Here is an 18,711-nt window from a genome sequence, read left to right as displayed (position 1 = left end):
AAGAAAAGCCCACTTATCGACACCCTACGAGAAAGTGTAAAATAAGTGGGTATTGTTCATCAAATTTTATTCTGTCGCGTAATTGGAGCCATTGTAGTAACGTACATCAGGCACAATATTATGTTTATTCAACAAGCGGTACATTGTTGCTCTTGAAACACCAAGATCTTTTGCAGCTGATGCTACTTGACCACGGTGAGTTTCTAATACAGCAACCAGTACGTCTTTTTCTGCCTCATCTTTAATATTACGTAAACTTTGCTTCATATTAATTTTCTTAGGTAAGTCGAAGTGTTCAACACCCACTTCATTACCATCTGTTAATAACGAAACGCGTTTAACTTGATTTATTAGCTCTCGTACATTACCCGGCCAGTTATAACGGAGAAGTAACTGCTTTGCTTCTTCATTATACTGAGTTGCAATGGTGTTATATTCGCTTGAATACTTATGTAAGAAATATTCAGCTAAAGCAATAATATCAGCACCTCTTTCACGTAACGTTGGTACTGAAATATGGAAAACATTAAGTCGGTAAAATAACTCTTTACTGAATGTTTCATTCGCAATTGCTTGTTCTAAATTAGCACTAGAGCAGGCAATAACACGAACATCACACTCTCTGGTATCTTCTAAAGAGTCATTAGTCGGTTTTTGTAAATAAGCGAGAAGCTTCTGTTGCAAGTTTTTAGACAGTTCTTCAATACCATTAAGTAAAACCGTACCCGCTTTTATCGTGTTTTCAGATACATGTTCACCGTCTGAATTTAAAAAGGCTATTTGCTCATCATCGTCCATAACTGATGCGCAATTGATCATAGTAAAACTGTCATTTCTTCGTTTACTTAAATTATGGATAGAATTCGCAATAAGATCTTTTCCGGTTCCTTGCTCACCGCTAATAAAAATATTAACGTCTGTCATTGCAACACGCCGAACCATATCTCTCAAATGCTTAATTGATTTAGATTCACCAAATAAACCGACATCTTGCTGAGCATCTGTCCAAGAATTAGATTCAATTTCTAACATGCCTAATTGATGGCCGACAGTTTCCAATAGATGCGTCGATGGAATGGGAATTGAAAAATAATCAACACAATAATTATTTATAAATTGACAAATAGCATCCATACCAAGCTGTTCTTTCTTAATTACAGCAATCCATTTTACTTGCTTGGTTTTATTTGCCCTTAAAGAAATGCTATTTAAACTAAAATCATTATTACTAAGATCGACAATACAAATGCAAGGGCTATATTCTTCCAAGATGGCGTCAGCAGTACGAAGGTCATAACAACAATGTGTTTTCCATCCAGTTTGTTCTAATAACGCAATCCAAGGTTCATAAGTACAGCCAATAGCAACGAGTTTAGCTTTGAACGTTTTCTTATCACACTGTGCTAGCATTGAAGCCACCTTTATAATATCGTTGATTCCCCTCTTTTTTATAATATAGGCAACAAATGAATAATATGCCTCGTATTAATACCGCTAAATAAATAAAATATATACTATTTATTTTGCATACCAAAATGCAAAAAATACATTATTATATCTAATTCATCATCTTATTTATTAATTATAACTGTTTTTATGATGTTATATTTTTATCTAATTCTTTTTTTGACAAATAAATACAAGAGATAAATCCATTTTAAATATCTAATTAATTATGTTGTATTGTATAACTATATTTACATTCTTATTATAATAAGAAATTAAACAGCCATGACGGCAACCACATAAATTTCATTTTTGTTGTATCAGGCTCACCAGATCCATAAACATTAACTGGGTTATTTTGACTATCTATTGCCTCTTCATTCCCTACGATTTGGTATCCATTCTTTGCTCGTGAACGAATACTCTCCTCAATTTCAGCGACAAGCTGATCGTTGCCACGACAAAAAAGTCCCATTTCAGTATTATAGTGATTAGAACGGTTATCAATATTGTACGTCCCCACCATCACTTCATTTTGAGCATCACCATTGCGTTTATAAATTTGTGTTTTTGAATGCATTCCCCACCTTGCATTTTCCACCGCTTTACTCACTGTTGCAGTTTCATTTAGCCATTCGCCAGCATGGAGATAGATATGCATTCCCTTAGCTTGCCAATCATAAACATGACTATAGAGTTGTGCCGCTACATAAGTGGCATCGGTTGAGGATAAAGAATTGGTGTATAACGTCATATCGATATTTTTATCGAGTAATATTTGCATTAAATGCTCTGATTTTCGATTATTCAGTAAATAAGGAGAGGCCAATATTAAACTGTTATCGACTGTCATCACTTTATCGAAAATAGTTTTACGTAAAAAACGATAATTATCACTATACGGATCTTTAAATCGCGTCCAGAACGATCCTCCTGGTGCGTCTGAAGTAAATGTCGTTTCAGGACATAAATACGTCTTTTTCTCCATTAAAATCGGTCTTGCGATGGCTTCTATTCTTGCTCTTGTCGCCTCTTCAATTTCTGTGTGAGCAAGAAAGGCTTGAACGGCTTCCTGTTTACGCTCGTATTTTTGCAATTCAATACGATTGTTAGGTACTTCAGGAGAGTGATAACGTTCACTGATATCATGTTCAAAAAACGCATTAAAAGAATCTTGCATCGCTTTAACAATAGACCCTGATACATGCAGATCGCGATCAAGAAAGTTATATTGTTCTGAAAGATCAAAATAATCATTTTCGATATTTCGTCCACCCGTTACCGCTTCTTTACCATCAACCACCAACAATTTACGATGATTACGAAAGTTTATCGTAGAAATATAATACAGCGGTGCGGCATTATAATAACGAACATCAATACCATGATCTTTCAAACCATCGGCGTAGTATTCATCAAACTCAAATACGGTGGCAGACTTATCAATTAATACCCGTACTTTTACTCCTCGCTTTGCTGCTGACACTAATTCTTGCACGATTATTTTCCCACTCATATCGGGCGAGAAAATAAAGTATTCCACCTCTATCGTTTTATGAGCACGTCGGATCATATCAATACGGGTTTGTAATGCTGCAATACCGCTATTAAGTACAGTTATGTCATTGCGCCCTACACCGCTATCCGGCTGATAAATATCAACTTGATGAAACGGGTAAGGATTCGATGACGAAAGATCATGATAGCTCTCAAAATCTTCATCCCAATAAACCCAATTACACCCAGAGAGTAGTAATGATAATGACACAGTGGTTGCAATAGAACGGTAAGTAAACAACACAGGCTCCTTGTGCTATATAGATAAATCCCTTTATTATTTCATCTTGCATGACAACTTAATAAAACCCCATAAAATTGTAATAATCAGTAGGATAAAACAAGATCTCTGTTCTATTTTGATTTATTCTTACAATCAATCGACATAACTACCAAGGTAATACACCCATGTCTACGCCATTAGATGCAACAGCAATTGAAACAATCCAAGGTTTTGATGCCGAAAAGCGTTACAAGCATTTAGTTAAAGAAGTTGTCGCTAACCGTGAAATTTGGATCCTTATCGATGAACACGGTTGTGTAATGCTTAATACCGACGATGAAGACTGTGTACCAGTATGGCCAAATAAAGAGTTTGCAGAAGCATGGGCAACTGGTGAGTGGGATAATTGTAAAGCAGAAGCTATTTCATTAAACAAATGGCATAGCCGTTGGACACATGGCCTTGAAGATGACGAACTGGCAATCGTTGTATTTCCAATTCAAGATCAAGAGGGTTTAGTGATCTACCCTGACGAGTTAGATTACGAGCTAAAGAACCAAGCAAAAAAACAGCGTTAATCGCTGGACGAATTTACAATACTAAGGTCAGAGTTATTCTGGCCTTTTTTATAGGAGAAAAACGTAAATGGACGCACTACTTCAAACCATTAAACAAAATCCAACCATCGTTGAATTTGCACACGTTATGGCAGTGATCACTGAACATTACGATTACCAAGCCACCACATTTTACAATGGTTTAAAAGACGATACGTTAAAGAATGATGCAGGAACAAATGAAGGTTCATGTAAGATTTTTGCTTTTGCGCAATTAAATCAACTATCAGAACAAGAAACGCTAGCTTGTTTTGGTCAATATTACCGTCAAGATGTGTTAGAACATCCTGAAAACAACGACCACCAAAATATTCGTCATTTTATTAAATACGGTTGGTCTGGCATTCAGTTTGATACATTCCCGTTAACAGCTAAAGCTTAATCACAAACAAGCCATCACGATAATTACTCTCTATCAACTTAGAACAATACGATGATGGCTTGCTTAATATAATAATTGAAAAATTAACTTAACGGCTTATTACAATGACTACATTTCTGCGGCGGCTTCATAAAAAATGGTGAGCGAGTTGCCTGCCCACAGCTATCACAAAACTTGGTAGAACGAATAGTCAACAATGTTAATGGCACCAATAACACTAGAATCGCAACTAACCATACCGTTGGTGGTTGCATATAAATAATGAACCCGCCAATCACGACGTTACTAAACACGGTATAAATTGGCCATAATTTACGCTTTTTTGCTACATCCTTACCGCGTTGAAATATCATTACACTACCCACAACCAGTGCAACCCAAATAACGATAAAGCCAATTAATAGATTTTCCTGCATTACTTACTATCCCTACGATTAAACACTATAAAATTTCACATTGAACAAACTTCAAACAACAAAAGTAACTTATCCCCCTCATTGAAAGCATAATTAACCTCTCAATAAGTATGGTTTTATGACCCTTCTCACAATGTTGGATTATCGTTAAAAAAAATAAACATTTTTATTACCACTTTTCAAAATAAAGTATTATCTTTAGCGCCAGAACAGGACGTTCAGGAATAAATCACAGACTTAGCTGCCATTTGCTAGTGCGCTGTGCTAAAGGAGTAAAAAATGGTTGTTCACACTGTCGCTCGTACTCATCGTCTACTACCTTCTGCGGTTAGCAATGACACAATTGCTGATGCGATGTTTCAACATTCAAAAAATAGTCATAATTTTAAGCTCATTAATAAAACGAGTGTATTATTCAATTCACCGCATTCTATCAAAGAGCTACAGCAAATTCCTAGCTGGCGTCAGCATAATATTACACAGCCTTATAATCAGTTAGAGAAGTTATACCAGCACGCGTACCCAGCTCAACAAGAGCTAAATATGCTATTAGAATCCGCCGCACTCGCTAGCCATTCTCAGGCTTTTTTACCAGGAATTAAAAACCAAAAACGTGCTGAGAAGAAAATAGCCACAGAGTTACTCGGTAACGTAAATAAGCTAACCGATGTTGTACGAGGAAGTGTTGTCGCAACAAACATTAGCGATTTAGTGAAAGCTTATTACTACCTAGCTCAATATAGCGATATTGTTAGAGTGAAGAACCGTTTTGATTCCCCTGCAGTATCTGGCTATCGCGATATCAAAGTGTTAATTCGGTTAAGCAATAGTGGGCTTATCGCTGAAATTCAACTACACCTTGAAGCCATTGCAGAAATTAAAAATGGTGAAGAGCATGATATCTATGAAGCCATTCAAAACATCGAGCGTATTTCGATAATTAAACGTCGAGCGCTAGATGATATTGAAAAAATGCAAATCAAACGCTTACAGGAAAAATCCCAGGCACTATATGCAAAAGCGTGGCAAGCTTATACTCAGCATTTCAATCTAGCCAGCTAATAAAACAACATACAACAATGTGATCAGAACCGCATTTTTATGCGGTTTTTTTATCGTTTTATGAATATTGACACAGAGTTTACCTCCCATTCAGGCTATATTGCTAACATCAGATCAGAAAGTAAAACCAAGCGCCGACAAACTACACAACACTTTTAAATACTCTTTTTGTGTGTTTGATATTGAAGGACAATATCGTTGGGAGTTGCTTAATGGATGTAAAATCTGTTCTACGTACAAGCTTTATTCTGTTCTGTATGCTTAGCCGTTCTGTGGTTGCAGCACCCGCTGTTGCGCCTGCATACACAATCTCTGACCAACCATCACCAACCCGTTTATCTCAAGCAAGCCGGAAGTCATTTCAACGTGATTTAAGTGGTTTATATAGCATTCAATCTTGGAAAAATAATAACATTGCACAACCGTATGATGACTTTACTACCTTGTACCAAGCATCAACTCAAGCACAAGTTGAATTAGCACATCTTATGCGTAGCATTAGCCTAGTTTCATCAACTGAAGCATTAGTTCCTGCCGTTAAGTCAATGGCACGCGCACAACATAAAATTGAAACAGAGCTAAATGGTCAAACGAATAAAATTACGGATATCGCGCGTGCTTCTCTCGTTGCTAACGATGTTTCATCGTTAGTGCAATCTTTTGAACTACTAAGCAAAGAAGCGACCATTGTAGGTGTTAAAAACCGCTTTAAAAAACCAACAGCTTCTGGTTACCGTGATTTGAATGTATTAGTTGAACTGCCACAAAGTAAAATCATTGCCGAAGTACAACTTCACTTAAAAGATATTTCTGATGTGAAAAATGGTAAAGAGCATGATATTTACGAACAAATTCAGAAAATTGAACGTTTAGCTCTGCATCAAAAACGCCCTCTGACAGAGTTTGAAGAGAAGAAAATTAAAAAACTACGTCAAGAGTCATTACATTTATACCAAACCGCTTGGCAGCAATACTTACAACCAAACAGCGTTGCCGTTTAATTCACTTTCTATTCACTTCAACGCCCTACTCACTAGGGCGTTTTTATATTTGTCACTTGAATCGCAGATTTTTAATCATTCAAAAGCGCTACCTTTAAAAACAAACAGCAACACATAACTCTATGTGTGTAATTTGTCATTGGTTAACCGATAACAATAAGTAAAGCCCGTAGTGAGTGATCGTTACGGGATTTTTGTATGTTTATTAGAAATAAAGCATTAAGAATTTGAATTTATAACATTTTTAAGCAATACCTATAAAAACCTATTGTTTCAACGCAGGTAGACTTATGACTATCAAAAAGACAATTACACTTCTTATCACTCACTTACTTGCCTGTGCATTCGGTGTTGCCCTAGGGATCTATTTGCTGCCTATTTTGACTGCGCCAACGGCACCAACACAATCTGAAGTCTCTCGCAATTCAAAGCAAGCCCAGTATTCTGGTGAGTTCACAAAAGGATTAGCTGGTAGCGACTTTCTCCATTGGGGCGAAGGTAAAGTTTCAATCTCACCAACAAAAATAACCTTAATGGGAAAACTCGCACCAGGGCCTGATTATAAACTATACCTATCACCTAAATTTGTAGAAACCGAAACAGAATTTAACCAAGAAAAAGCCAATATGGTGTTGGTAGGAAACGTGAAAACCTTTGATAATTTCGTTGTCAATGTGCCTCAGAACATTAATATCACTGAATACGATACAGTGATCGTGTGGTGTGAATCTTTTGGTCAATTTATTACTTCAGCTAAATACCAATAAGATTGAACACAGCTACACTTTAGACGCGAATAACCTCTTATGGGTTGAATACAATAGTCTTAATATCCTCCACTCCAAATATTATTTTTAACTAACACTTGCTGAGCTTTTATTTTTACTATCAATAAATCATAAGATTAATTAGAGCTAGATAAAGCAACCTTCGCGCCTAATGCCATTAACACCACACCCATGACTTTTTCAATATACTGCTGAGCTGATAAGAAAGCATTTTTAATGTAACTGCGGTTTAAGAAAATTGCGACCATAGAAAACCAAACAAAACAGGTAAATGACACAATCGCACCATAGGTAATTTGAATAGCGATAGGTGTCGACGCACTAACTAACTGAGTGAATAAACTCAAGAAGAATAACGTTGCTTTAGGGTTTAACATATTGTTTAAAAAACCCATTTTAAAAGCTGCAATAGCACTAACATCCTTCTTTTTAAGATCACTATTCTCTAATGTTGTCTTCGCTGTGCTTTTTAGACTTTTATAACCAATATAAAGCAGATAGGCCGCACCAAGGTATTTAACGATAGAAAAGAGAACAATAGATTGAGAAAGCAATACGCCAATCCCTGCTAAGGTATAAAAAGTATGTACCCAAATCGCAGCAGCAACACCTAATGCAGTGAGAATACCAGAACGCGTTGAATGAACGAGACTATTTCTAACCACAATCAGAAAGTCAGGTCCCGGTGTAATAATGGTTAAAACCGTGATAGTAACAACGGCTATTAATTCTGTTAGGTAGGTCGTAAATAATTCCATTTCAGTCTCCTTTTCTTTTCACTCTCCACAATAGTTAAAAACAATTAAAAAACAAACAATTTATTAACAACCTAATATACAGATCAAAATCAAAATACCTTACTTCCCTTTGTGCTACCTTGCGCTTTCAATAAATAGAGACAACACCATGACCAAACCAGATATTCTCACAACTATTAAAGATTTCACTGCTATAGAGCAGGCACTTGATTACTTTGAGATTAGCTACGACAGCCAATTTATCAATGCCAATCGTGAGGCGTTAGTAAAGCGCTTTGGTGGTTATTTGATCATGGAAAAGCCTGATGATTGGTTTTCAGGCCGCCGAGCATTGAAAAATGCCTACTGTCGTGTACAACGTTCATTATTAGATAAATCAACAAGACAAGCTTGTCGCGGATGTACCAGTTGTCAACGTCGATAATAAACAAAAAGCCCATCACGTTTGTAATGGGCTTCATATGCAATATATTATTTTAATATGATGATACCTAGCCGGTTGGGATTCATCCTTTCACTATTGCTATCTTACTTTTTCTTCTTTACCTTGCCCTGTACTGCTTTAAATCTTGGATTTGATTTACAAATAACATAAAGGCGACCACGACGTTTAACGACTTGGCAATCCTTACTACGCTTCTTTGCACTTTTTAATGAGCTTAATACCTGCATTGTTATTCCCCTTTTAGCCCTGTCATCGCAAACTGTTTATTAAATCGAGCAACACGTCCATCACGTTTCGTCATCTTCTGCTTACCGGTGTAAAACGGGTGAGAATGCATAGAAACATCTAACGTAACATAAGGATATGTTTCTCCCTCTAGTTCAACCGTTCTTGACGTTTGTATTGTTGAACCAACCATTATGTACTTGTCTGCACCAGTGTCATGAAAAGCCACCGTTCGATATTCTGGGTGTATACCTTCTTTCATTATTACTCTCCCTTGCTGCCTTTGGTTATGTTATAACATAACAACAAGCAAGATCAACAAAGATGATAATAGTTATCAGTAAGATTCATATCGAGATGCGGATAATGACTGAAACCACTTTTTTATACCGATCATTTTATAAAGCAGAAGATCTCTTTCTTATTCATCAAAATGAGAATGGGTTAGAACATGATCTTGTTGCTAATTACATTCAATCAAGTTTAAGCCTCGCGACTTGGTATAGGAAAGAATCTGATTTTTCGAATCCATTATTAGAAGAACTTTTTCTTCGCCGCCTCTTTTACAACCTTTTGAATACCATTAATGACACACTTTAACAGCTTCATGATTAACATAAAAAACACAGAAAAAGAGAAACTTAAACATTAATCTGAATAACCAATGTAATAACGATTAATTTTCCAACCTGATATTGCAAAATTAGCTATAATTAGGGGTGTCACAAATTTTCTCTTTAGTTAAAATATCGAAATAATATGGCTGATTATCATGCCATTGTTGGGCTTTTTTGCCCTTTTAAACATCATCATTCAGGAATGTACATTCATGAACCAACCAGTAGACACTGTTGATAAAACTGAGCGAGATAATTCAACGAATGATATGCAACTTGCACAGTTTAATATTGCACGCATCTTTAGCATCATTCTTAATGTGGTATTAATCCTCGCACAAATTAAGTTATTAAAAACACACGACGTTACCATTAAAACATACGGACTTTTTCTACTATGTAACGTAAGTATTTTATTTAGTCTCTTTGCACCACGTTTAACAAGCTTTAAATTAAAACAAATTCTCAAATACGCTTATATGCCAACGGTTATTGCTGTATTTATTTTTATTGGTCAAGTCACTAACTAAATACTGATTAAGTACCGAGCATGAAGTGTTAAAAATAATGATTTCGATTATGCTAACACTTCATTAATTATTCTAATTCAGCTATCCCAATACTTCGTTACAAATAACCACTCAATAACAGAGTCATTCATTGTTTTATTAAAACATTCAAAAATGTATCACTCATCACAATCTTCTCTCTTACCTCCCATAATATTGCACGATATGATAGCTCTACTAAACGTTATATCTGTTCCTTTCTCCTTTAAGTTCGTTCATGCATGGAGCAAAAATGAATATCGGTATTTATATTTACGACAATGCAGAAGTTCTCGACTTTTCTGGGCCTTTCGAAGTCTTTAGTACCGCTAAGCGCTTACATGCAAAAGATTGGAATATATTCCTCATTGCTGAAACGTCCGCTCCAGTGGCAGCACGAGGCGGTTTCCAAGTTCTACCACATTACAGCTTTAATGATCACCCGCATATAGATGTCCTCATTGTTGTCGGTGGTATTCACACTGAAGAAATGAATAAAGCAGAAGTATTAGCATGGATAAAGCATGTTGATTCATCAGCAACACATGTTGTTTCTGTTTGTACTGGCGTATTTTTACTGGCGCAAGCCCAGTTGTTTACTCAGTTGTTTGTTACGACACATTGGGAAGACATCCCAATTTTAATCGAAACCTTCCCTGAACTAAATGTCATAGATAACAAGAGATGGGTTTGTGATGGAAAATATATAACATCCGGAGGTATATCAGCAGGAATAGACATGAGCTTATACCTCGTATCAAAATTACACAGCTTAGTGCTTGCAGAACAAGTGGCACATCAAATGGAATACCATTGGCAACAATACCCTTAAAATGATTTACAATAAATGCCAACAAGCAGGACGCCATGACGATCATATCAACCGTTAAAAATGCCCTTTCAGAAATAGGCTATCCCGCCAAAGCGATTAAAACCAGTCAGGTTCGGGCCCTTTCTGCTGCGCTTTTTAAACAATTAGAAATCCAAGATATTGATTCAACTTTATCAGTGTGTGAAACATTGCTAAAACAGCGTGATTGGGCTTGTAGTATTATTGCTTACGATTGGGCATTTAAAATGAAGAAGCAATATACTCCTGAAACCTTTACAACCTTCCAACATTGGTTATTTACTTACGTAACTGACTGGAACGATTGTGATGATTTTTGTACCCATGCTTTTGGTGAATTGCTACTGAAATATAAATCACTATTTCCTAAAATTTTGCCGTGGGTAAACCATGATAACTTTGCTGTTCGCCGCGCTACGGCAGTGATCCTGATTTATCCAATGAACAAAAAGGACTACAGCGACTTATTCCCATTAACCGTGGCGAATTTACTCCAGAATGATGAGCACTACTTGGTGCAAAAAGGATACGGTTGGATGCTAAAAGTACTGTCTAAACACGAACCTGAAACTGTGATTAAATACTTAACTCAGCACCGCAGCGCGATGACCCGTACGGCTTTTCGCTATGCATTAGAAAAACTGGATAAAACCACGCAACAAAAATTAATGGCACTATAAAACTACGAGCCTATTTGTTTTTTCAACGCTGCATAAGAGGTTTGCTGAGCATGAATGCGAGCCTGATTATGATGTACTAAGACCTCCCTTGCTCCAGCTCCCATCGCCAGTTCTTTTAACACTCGCTCTTCAATATCAGTGAGACCACCGTCTACTTTTTCCAATTGATGCATCACAATACGTGGGCTTAACACAAACTTGTTGTGACCTAATACTTCACGGACAGCATATTGCAGCACCTTTTCAGCGCATGCAAAATCACCGACAAACGAGCGTTTATGATCAAACGGATTAATTACTGTAATATTTGAACCTGATAAATGTTTTGCTTTATCACCAACAGCTAGTACGTTTTTTTTCGTATTTTCAATCGCAATATAAGGAGATAAATCCGCCCTTTCACCCGTTCCAAATACCTGAACAGATAACTGTTTAACACTCAATTCAACCAATAGATCGCATTTAAATTTTTGTAAAAACGACATTGCCTTGCTCTATCCTCAAATCAAAGCTGTTAAAAGTGATGCTTAATGGGAGTGTCTAATTCAGGTTTCATCACGACCATCGCATAATAGCCAAAGCTAAGATCTGTTTTTCTCCCCACTAAAATAACGCGATCATTTAATGATAATTTACTCCCAACTTCAGAGGGAATCTCACAAATACTATCATTCATGAACTGTGTAAACTCTTCAGGCTCAATACACCATTGCATGCTTCTATCTTGTGAAAGATCTTTAATAACGACAGTTTGATACGCAATATTATTAGGAAAGGCAGTTATTACACTAGGGATCAATTTTATATAAAAAATATAAATAAAGAGCGGTGTTATAATAAATAAAATGAATGCTGGTGCAATACTGAAAATTTTATTTCCTTTCTTTGTTATACGAGTAAAAACGTCGGTTCTAAAGCTATCATTTGTTACGAGAAAATAAACGAACAGCAAAAAAAGAATAATATAGGTACATATTGTCATCATTAACAACATGTTATGAGCATCTGCATACACCAATGTAGACGGCGTCAAAATCAGAAATAATAACCCACTAAAAATAAGAAATACGTAATAACCCAAAGATACGAATAACGACCACATTAGCTATTCACCATTTCTTTTCTAGGTGAACTCACATTCATTAAATTACCCACTAGCATAAAACTGGCACCTAAGAAAAGAGTCCAATCAATCCCTTCCTCATAAACATAAAACCCCACAATCGCGATTAAAGGCAAGCGCAAAAAGTCCATCATAACCACTAAGGTTACATCAGCAAATTGCATTGCTTTGGTCATACAGAAATGGGCTAATAGTGCTGAAACAGACACTAAAACAATCCAACCCCACGCAAAGATATTGGGTGATTGCCAACCTTGGTAAGCTAGTATTAACCCAAACGGAAGTTGTACTAAACACATGAAAAATAGAATAGTTAATGGCTTATCTGAAGTAGAAAGTGATTTAGTTGAAGCATGAGATACGGCATAACACATCGCCGCCCCTAGTACGATTAGCGAAGCACTATTAATGATTTTAATACCGGGCTGAACAATGATAAGTACGCCAATGAAACCCAGCACTAAGGAAAACAAACGCTTTGAGGTAAAGCGTTCGTTTAAGAACAACGTGGCAATAATTGCAGTCCAAATAGGTACGGTAAACTCAATCGCAAAAACTTCTGCCAAGGGTAATAATGTTAACCCTAATAACCAGCCATATTGACCAGCAAAGTGGAATACATTGCGAAATACGTGTAACCGCAAGCGTTGTGTCTGAAATAAACGCTTATCTTGATAATATAAGATAATAGCACTAATAATACCTAACCCAATTATACTACGCAGTGCCATTAACTGAGCTGTGGTGATATCACCAGATAACTCTCTAGCACCAATCGCTATTAAACAAAACGAGCAAAGTGCACCCATCATCCATAATATTGACAGCATCACTGCTAACCCTTTTTGAATACTTGTGATATTAATGATTTAAAGTCTAAACCAAGTCCATAAACCCAAACCAGATATAAATAATACCCACCAATTATAAAGCAATATAAAGTTCTTTAATTAATGTGGTTTATTATTAAAGACTCTAATTTTTCAACAACAGATGGAGATCTATTAATATCCAGTTCAAACCAACCATCAGTCCCCATCTGGTATAACTGACTTACCTTTAGCTCTTTACATTTTTTATTGTAAGTGCCTATAACGTTAAATATGCCAAAATCAGTGTTTATTCGACTTATATTAAATTTTTGCATTCGTTCAACTTAATAATAAATTACTCATATTATAACTTCTTATCTTGTCTTTCTTTTCGAATACAAATAAAGGCGAAGTACGACACATCTTCATGTAACAAAAATCCCCTTATCATTTACGTATAGACGATTATGCAATAGCAAAAGGTATGTTTGCATAACTCAATAAAGACAGAAGAAATAATCGAGAATATGCTTATTCTAATGCTTAAATATTGATTTTAAAGGGATGAGGTGATGTGATGAAAAAAGCGCTTAAAATAAATACTGTCTATATCAATATGGAAACGATTGTTGCTTTTGATCTTGACTATAAAATTGATGGTAATCGTGCTTTGTACCTAATGACCAATAGCAATGAACTACCTTTTCTTGAAATTGAAGTCGCAGAAGATGGGCAGGCAGAATCTACCGACTATCAAGCACAAAAAGTAACGAATCGAGAATATAATCGTATCAAGAGTGAACTCATGGCATACATGGGGTTATAAATCATTAGGTGCAATTATCTATGTAAGACTCGCAGCGCTTTATTCATCCAGATTTTATCGATAAAGCGTTGTTTCACTGTTTTCTTTCGTCAATAAAAGCCACTCAGAACTATGGGGAGTAGCGCTAAGTGGCAATCCTCTTCATAAAAAGAGGCAAGTGAAACCATTATATTTTTACTGGTATCTTTATTATTTTAAGATCGATTTAAGAAAACTATTCATTAAACGTAAGGATATGTTTTATAACGCACTCCCATCATCTGCTCCATGCAATGCACAACCTGACAGCTATAACCAAACTCATTGTCATACCAAATATACAAAACGGCACGATTATCTTGTGCAATGGTCGCAACACCATCAACCACTCCCGAATAACGCGAACCAACTAAATCTGTCGAGACAACTTCTGTCGAGTCAGTAAAATCAATTTGTGCAGATAACGTTGAAGAGAGCGCCATTTCTCGTAAATAAGCGTTCAACGCTTCTTTATCGGTACTTTGCTCTAATTGAAGATTCATTACCGCCATTGATACATTTGGGGTTGGAACACGAATCGCGTTGCCTGTTAATTTACCTGCCATTTCAGGCATGGCTTTTGCCACTGCTTTAGCAGCACCGGTTGATGTCAGCACCATGTTCAATGAAGCAGCACGGCCACGACGATCTCCGGTGTGGAAATTATCTATCAGATTTTGGTCATTAGTAAATGAATGTACTGTTTCAATATGACCAAACAATACACCAAACTTATCATGTACTGCCTTTAATACCGGAGTAATCGCATTTGTCGTGCAACTTGCAGCAGAAATTATCGTGTCTTCACGGTCAATAACATCTTCATTTACACCGAATACAACGTTCTTTATTTCTCCTTTACCTGGCGCGGTCAACAACACCTTTTTGGCACCTCTACATGCAAGGTGCTGGCTAAGCCCTTCAGTATCGCGCCACACACCTGTATTATCAACAACTAAGGCGTCCTTAATACCGAAAGTGGAGTAATCGACATCTTGCGGTTTATTGGCATAAATCACTTGAATGTAGTTACCATTCACAATGATGACTTTACGTTCATGATCGATGACTATACTGCCATTAAACTGACCATGCACAGAGTCTCGACGTAATAAACTGGCGCGTTTTTCTAAGTCACCGTCTTTTCCACCCCGCACCACAATAGCACGTAATCTTAATGGATAACCGGGCCCACTCTTTTCAACTAATAATCGAGTTAATAAACGACCTATACGACCAAAACCATACAGCACCACATCACGAGGCTCTGTCATTGGATCATCTTCAAGTGAATCTTTCAATGCTGTTTGCAAGAAATCATCCAGCCCATGTGTATCTACATTACTCTCCCAAAATGTATATGCGAGGCGCCCGACATCAATACGACAAGGTGACAAATCCATCTTAATAAGATGCTGAATAATTGGTTGCGTTTGTTCAACTGTAAGTGAACAACCAATGTAACGCTTGGCAACACGGTGAGCTTTGATGATGTCGATTGTTGTCGCATTAACTAATGTTTTACCAAAAAGTATAACTTCAACACCTTTTTGACGGTACAGTTGGCCTAAAACAGGAGCAATAGATTCGGCGTAAGTTTGACTCGTTTGCCATTCTCGGAAGTGCTTTTCTGGACTCATTTTTTCTCAGGACCTTTTCACGTTAAGTTTTTGCTTTCATGGCGATTGTAGGGAGCCACTTAGCATTAAGAGTGCATTTCAAGTCATGGTCTTTAGTGCCACTTTAAAGATTCGAAAGCACAGCATTTCAAGCTGTAGTTTTTATATGATTGCGTTTAAGATGAGATTAGCTGTTCAGCTAGGAAAAATAAGTGTCACTCATGATTGATAACGAGTAAAAGCAATGGAGAGCTTAAATCGTTACACATGGCGTCAATAAGGCTGCGACACATTAAAAATGGGAATGTTTCATCCCCCATTTTTAACTTATTTAATTTACAGATAATTAAATCGCAACCCAATCAAGTATCAATAACACGAAGACATTACTCATTGAAAAGTAAGGCCTCTCATTAAAAATTACTCAATCGTTAAAGTATCTGATCAAGGGCATTGAAAAAACGTTCGATTTCTTCTTCGGTATTATAATGCATTAAACCGACACGTAAGATCCCACCCTTTTTTGTTATTTTAAGTGCATCTGTCAACATATCAGCGTAAAGATGACCACTCCAGGTGTAAATCTCCTGCTCTCCTAAATGAGCGGCTACCTCTGTTGGGTTCAACTCACCAAAGCGCAGTGCAAACGTTGCCGTTCTATTATTAATACTAGGCTCGCCAAACAATTCAATTGAAGGGTAGTCTTTCAAACGTGTCAGGAACTTGCTCGCGAGAAAACTCTCGTAATTGCCAATGTTCTCATAACCACTCTCTAATTGTTCTCGTAAACACCTTCCGTGGCCTAAAGACGCTAAGTAATCAATTGTCGAAGAGAATGCCGATAACGCCTCAAAATTTAGCGTTCCTGTTTCCCAGCAATTCGGTGAGTATGAAGGAGCTGGCTCTACCTTATAAGGAGAGTAATACTCTAACGCCTGTTGGCGACCGTACAAGACACCAAGGTGAGGGCCGAAGAACTTGTAGGCAGAGCCTGCAACAAAGTCAGCGCCTAAAGAAGCAACGTTAATGATTTTATGGGGTAAAAGATGCACGGCATCAATATAAACGACACTGCCATTGGCTTTACCAAGACGGGTTATTTTTTCAATATCGACTAACGTACCCGAAAGATTACTCGCTGCAGTCACAGCAATAAGTCGGGTTTTATCATTTAGTAGGCGTTCAAACGCTTCAAGGTCAAGTTGGCAAGTATTATCCAAGATAGGAATATAATGAACTTTTACCCCTTTATCTTGAGCAGCCATCGCCCATGATGAGCGATTTGAACCATGATCTGCAGTACTCAGTATGATCTCATCACCTTCTTTCCAATCGTTACTTATCGCACGACTAAAATGGAAAGTCATCGAGGTCATATTAGCCCCAAAGATAATTTCTTCTTTTTTCTCTGCGCCAAAAAGTGCTGCCGCTTTCTCACGACATGTATCGACAAGCTCTACCGTTTTACGACTGACAGAAAAATGACCGCCGAGGTTAGTATTACCCTGCTTAAGATAATTACCATAACTCTCTATCACGCTAAGCGGTTGTTGTGCACCTCCTGGACCATCAAAATAGATAGCTTGACGACCATCAACCTCACAATTTAACGCTGGAAATTGTTTACGTAGAAGATCTACATGCTGACTAAGCGGTAAAGACGAAGACATCTCTTACTCCTTTTTGCCCTTCAATATTGGATAATGTTTCAGATATGTAATGATAAAAGCGTTCGTCATTGAGTATTACAAATTGGTTTTCTTCAAGCACTGTATTCATATGTGGATGCTGCTCTACTGGAGAAGCAAAGATTTGCGTATATCCGCCTGAGATATTTTTTCTTTGAACACAGAAAATACCAACATACCGAAAGCCATCTTGGTGTATTCCTTCTGGCGCAGGTGCACTTGCAGCATCATGGTCGCAAGTAACACGAATTTGGTGAACATCCACAACTGAGTGATCATCTATAGCCCCAGTGCGTTCCATAAATGATTTCAAAAGATGCTGAAATTCAACGGTATTTACCATGTCTTGTGATATATCAGAAAAGTCTCGCTCAACGTCACCGAGCACCCGGTTAACTTGAGATGACTGTTTAAATTTTGAATGGGGAAGTTTAATGATGCTTCCATTTTCAAACTGAAAACGCGCGTAAGCACGAAATCGATGATCGCTGTTGATGTACTTGTCAGGGGGGAGCAAGTCAAAGAATGGAGCAACTTTCGCTGCTACCTTTGACGGTACTTGGAAAGCTTCGATTAAGAATTTATTTTCTATCTCCATTAAACACCCTCGCCTCTATCCATGTTAATAACTCGTTAACTAACATTATAATATATTGCTAAAGTGTTTAATTTCAATCAAATAAGCCAAAAAGAACATAAATTCCAAAACCTAAATCCAGAAAAGAATAAAATTAAAACATTAATCTAATACAAGACAGAGAATCAGTGGTTTAATCCATTAATTATCAAAAAAAAAGAAGGCAGGTTACATTTATTCGGTTATGTCAATATTTTAATAAGCCGGAGAAAATATTCCATCATCAGCTGTGAATACATAAACCTATACGTAAAATAATCACAATAAAAAATTAAATTCAGAACTAAGCACAATATAATCAGTTGATAGGAAGGTTAACGCCTATTTATACATATTGCTCCTGCCGCTAAATGACAATGTGTTCTTTTCTAGT

The 18,711-nt window shown here is 36.9% G+C and carries 23 protein-coding genes; 11 read left to right on the top strand and 12 right to left on the bottom strand.

The genetic code is table 11. The annotated features are described in order from the left end of the window. Window positions 1–66 precede the first annotated feature (66 nt). Together C9J38_RS13625 and C9J38_RS13620 are read right to left on the bottom strand one after the other, a co-directional pair. Window positions 67–1,410, bottom strand: coding sequence for a sigma-54 dependent transcriptional regulator (locus tag C9J38_RS13625; RefSeq protein WP_107207565.1), 1,344 nt, complete (start codon window positions 1,408–1,410; stop codon window positions 67–69). 298 nt (window positions 1,411–1,708) lie between these two features. Further along, window positions 1,709–3,247, bottom strand: a complete 1,539-nt coding sequence (locus tag C9J38_RS13620; RefSeq protein ID WP_233218510.1) for a phospholipase D family protein — start codon at window positions 3,245–3,247, stop codon at window positions 1,709–1,711. 164 nt (window positions 3,248–3,411) lie between these two features. On the opposite strand from C9J38_RS13620, the gene C9J38_RS13615 reads away from it, so the two are divergent. Continuing rightward, window positions 3,412–3,804, top strand: coding sequence for a DUF2750 domain-containing protein (locus C9J38_RS13615; RefSeq protein ID WP_005365846.1), 393 nt, complete (start codon window positions 3,412–3,414; stop codon window positions 3,802–3,804). Between the two features lie 67 nt (window positions 3,805–3,871). After that, a complete protein-coding gene (locus C9J38_RS13610) occupies window positions 3,872–4,225 on the top strand; it encodes a HopJ type III effector protein (RefSeq protein ID WP_107207563.1) in 354 nt (117 codons plus the stop codon). Between the two features lie 83 nt (window positions 4,226–4,308). On the opposite strand, the gene C9J38_RS13605 is transcribed toward C9J38_RS13610, so the two are convergent. After that, on the bottom strand, window positions 4,309–4,641 hold the full coding sequence (locus C9J38_RS13605; RefSeq protein WP_107207562.1) for a hypothetical protein: 333 nt from the start codon (window positions 4,639–4,641) through the stop codon (window positions 4,309–4,311). A gap of 279 nt (window positions 4,642–4,920) precedes the next feature. On the opposite strand from C9J38_RS13605, the gene C9J38_RS13600 reads away from it, so the two are divergent. The 3 genes from C9J38_RS13600 (at window position 4,921) to C9J38_RS13590 (ending at window position 7,471) form a co-directional block, all read left to right on the top strand. Beyond that, on the top strand, window positions 4,921–5,703 hold the full coding sequence (locus tag C9J38_RS13600; RefSeq protein WP_107207561.1) for a phosphoribosylglycinamide formyltransferase: 783 nt from the start codon (window positions 4,921–4,923) through the stop codon (window positions 5,701–5,703). A gap of 212 nt (window positions 5,704–5,915) precedes the next feature. Beyond that, the gene (locus C9J38_RS13595; RefSeq protein WP_107207560.1) at window positions 5,916–6,704 is read left to right on the top strand and encodes a phosphoribosylglycinamide formyltransferase; all 789 of its coding nucleotides are present in this window, start codon (window positions 5,916–5,918) and stop codon (window positions 6,702–6,704) included. 290 nt (window positions 6,705–6,994) lie between these two features. Next, window positions 6,995–7,471 carry a DM13 domain-containing protein gene (locus C9J38_RS13590; RefSeq protein ID WP_107207559.1) on the top strand — a complete coding sequence of 159 codons (477 nt, stop codon included), beginning with the start codon at window positions 6,995–6,997 and terminating at the stop codon, window positions 7,469–7,471. 137 nt (window positions 7,472–7,608) lie between these two features. On the opposite strand, the gene C9J38_RS13585 is transcribed toward C9J38_RS13590, so the two are convergent. Then, window positions 7,609–8,250, bottom strand: a complete 642-nt coding sequence (locus C9J38_RS13585) for a LysE family translocator (RefSeq protein ID WP_107207558.1) — start codon at window positions 8,248–8,250, stop codon at window positions 7,609–7,611. A gap of 148 nt (window positions 8,251–8,398) precedes the next feature. Between C9J38_RS13585 and C9J38_RS13580 the strand changes: the two genes are divergently transcribed. After that, window positions 8,399–8,674, top strand: coding sequence for a nitrogenase-stabilizing/protective protein NifW (locus C9J38_RS13580; protein ID WP_107207557.1), 276 nt, complete (start codon window positions 8,399–8,401; stop codon window positions 8,672–8,674). A 104-nt stretch (window positions 8,675–8,778) separates the two neighbouring features. Here C9J38_RS13580 and ykgO read toward each other — a convergent pair whose 3' ends face one another. Together ykgO and C9J38_RS13570 are read right to left on the bottom strand one after the other, a co-directional pair. Continuing rightward, window positions 8,779–8,922: a type B 50S ribosomal protein L36 gene (gene ykgO, locus C9J38_RS13575; protein ID WP_005365863.1), complete on the bottom strand. Its 144-nt coding sequence runs from the start codon at window positions 8,920–8,922 to the stop codon at window positions 8,779–8,781. Between the two features lie 2 nt (window positions 8,923–8,924). Further along, on the bottom strand, window positions 8,925–9,182 hold the full coding sequence (locus C9J38_RS13570) for a type B 50S ribosomal protein L31 (protein ID WP_005365865.1): 258 nt from the start codon (window positions 9,180–9,182) through the stop codon (window positions 8,925–8,927). Window positions 9,183–9,286: 104 nt separating this feature from the next. Here C9J38_RS13570 and C9J38_RS13565 point away from each other — a divergent pair, with 104 nt between their 5' ends. The 4 genes from C9J38_RS13565 (at window position 9,287) to C9J38_RS13550 (ending at window position 11,615) form a co-directional block, all read left to right on the top strand. Continuing rightward, the gene (locus tag C9J38_RS13565) at window positions 9,287–9,520 is read left to right on the top strand and encodes a hypothetical protein (protein ID WP_233218509.1); all 234 of its coding nucleotides are present in this window, start codon (window positions 9,287–9,289) and stop codon (window positions 9,518–9,520) included. A gap of 229 nt (window positions 9,521–9,749) precedes the next feature. After that, window positions 9,750–10,067, top strand: coding sequence for a fumarate hydratase (locus C9J38_RS13560; RefSeq protein WP_107207556.1), 318 nt, complete (start codon window positions 9,750–9,752; stop codon window positions 10,065–10,067). 271 nt (window positions 10,068–10,338) lie between these two features. After that, window positions 10,339–10,917: a DJ-1/PfpI family protein gene (locus C9J38_RS13555; RefSeq protein ID WP_107207555.1), complete on the top strand. Its 579-nt coding sequence runs from the start codon at window positions 10,339–10,341 to the stop codon at window positions 10,915–10,917. 11 nt (window positions 10,918–10,928) lie between these two features. Beyond that, window positions 10,929–11,615 (top strand): DNA alkylation repair protein, encoded by a 687-nt coding sequence (locus C9J38_RS13550; RefSeq protein ID WP_304589404.1) that lies wholly within the window; start codon window positions 10,929–10,931, stop codon window positions 11,613–11,615. A gap of 2 nt (window positions 11,616–11,617) precedes the next feature. On the opposite strand, the gene C9J38_RS13545 is transcribed toward C9J38_RS13550, so the two are convergent. From C9J38_RS13545 to C9J38_RS13535, 3 genes are all read right to left on the bottom strand, one after another. Continuing rightward, window positions 11,618–12,100, bottom strand: a complete 483-nt coding sequence (locus C9J38_RS13545) for a rod shape-determining protein (protein WP_107207553.1) — start codon at window positions 12,098–12,100, stop codon at window positions 11,618–11,620. Window positions 12,101–12,129: 29 nt separating this feature from the next. Next, window positions 12,130–12,330: a hypothetical protein gene (locus tag C9J38_RS22045; RefSeq protein ID WP_233218508.1), complete on the bottom strand. Its 201-nt coding sequence runs from the start codon at window positions 12,328–12,330 to the stop codon at window positions 12,130–12,132. 386 nt (window positions 12,331–12,716) lie between these two features. After that, the gene (locus C9J38_RS13535; protein WP_107207551.1) at window positions 12,717–13,568 is read right to left on the bottom strand and encodes a DMT family transporter; all 852 of its coding nucleotides are present in this window, start codon (window positions 13,566–13,568) and stop codon (window positions 12,717–12,719) included. A gap of 559 nt (window positions 13,569–14,127) precedes the next feature. Here C9J38_RS13535 and C9J38_RS13525 point away from each other — a divergent pair. After that, entirely contained in the window at window positions 14,128–14,376 is a 249-nt protein-coding gene (locus tag C9J38_RS13525; protein ID WP_105061985.1) for a hypothetical protein, read from the top strand. A gap of 221 nt (window positions 14,377–14,597) precedes the next feature. Here the strand turns inward: C9J38_RS13525 and C9J38_RS13520 are convergent, their stop codons facing one another. The 3 genes from C9J38_RS13520 to C9J38_RS13510 all read right to left on the bottom strand — a co-directional run bounded on the left by C9J38_RS13520 (window position 14,598) and on the right by C9J38_RS13510 (window position 18,299). Next, window positions 14,598–16,034, bottom strand: a complete 1,437-nt coding sequence (locus C9J38_RS13520; protein WP_107207549.1) for a glyceraldehyde-3-phosphate dehydrogenase — start codon at window positions 16,032–16,034, stop codon at window positions 14,598–14,600. A 410-nt stretch (window positions 16,035–16,444) separates the two neighbouring features. Then, complete coding sequence (locus C9J38_RS13515; protein ID WP_107207548.1) at window positions 16,445–17,683, bottom strand: cysteine desulfurase-like protein; 1,239 nt, start codon at window positions 17,681–17,683, stop codon at window positions 16,445–16,447. Further along, window positions 17,661–18,299, bottom strand: a complete 639-nt coding sequence (locus tag C9J38_RS13510; RefSeq protein ID WP_107207547.1) for a 2OG-Fe dioxygenase family protein — start codon at window positions 18,297–18,299, stop codon at window positions 17,661–17,663. Before C9J38_RS13510 ends, C9J38_RS13515 begins: the two co-directional genes overlap by 23 nt. Window positions 18,300–18,711 lie beyond the last annotated feature (412 nt).

It is taken from the genome of Photobacterium sp. GB-210 (assembly GCF_003026075.1).
Taxonomy (GTDB): domain Bacteria; phylum Pseudomonadota; class Gammaproteobacteria; order Enterobacterales; family Vibrionaceae; genus Photobacterium.
This window is presented reverse-complemented; position numbering and strand designations above follow the sequence as displayed.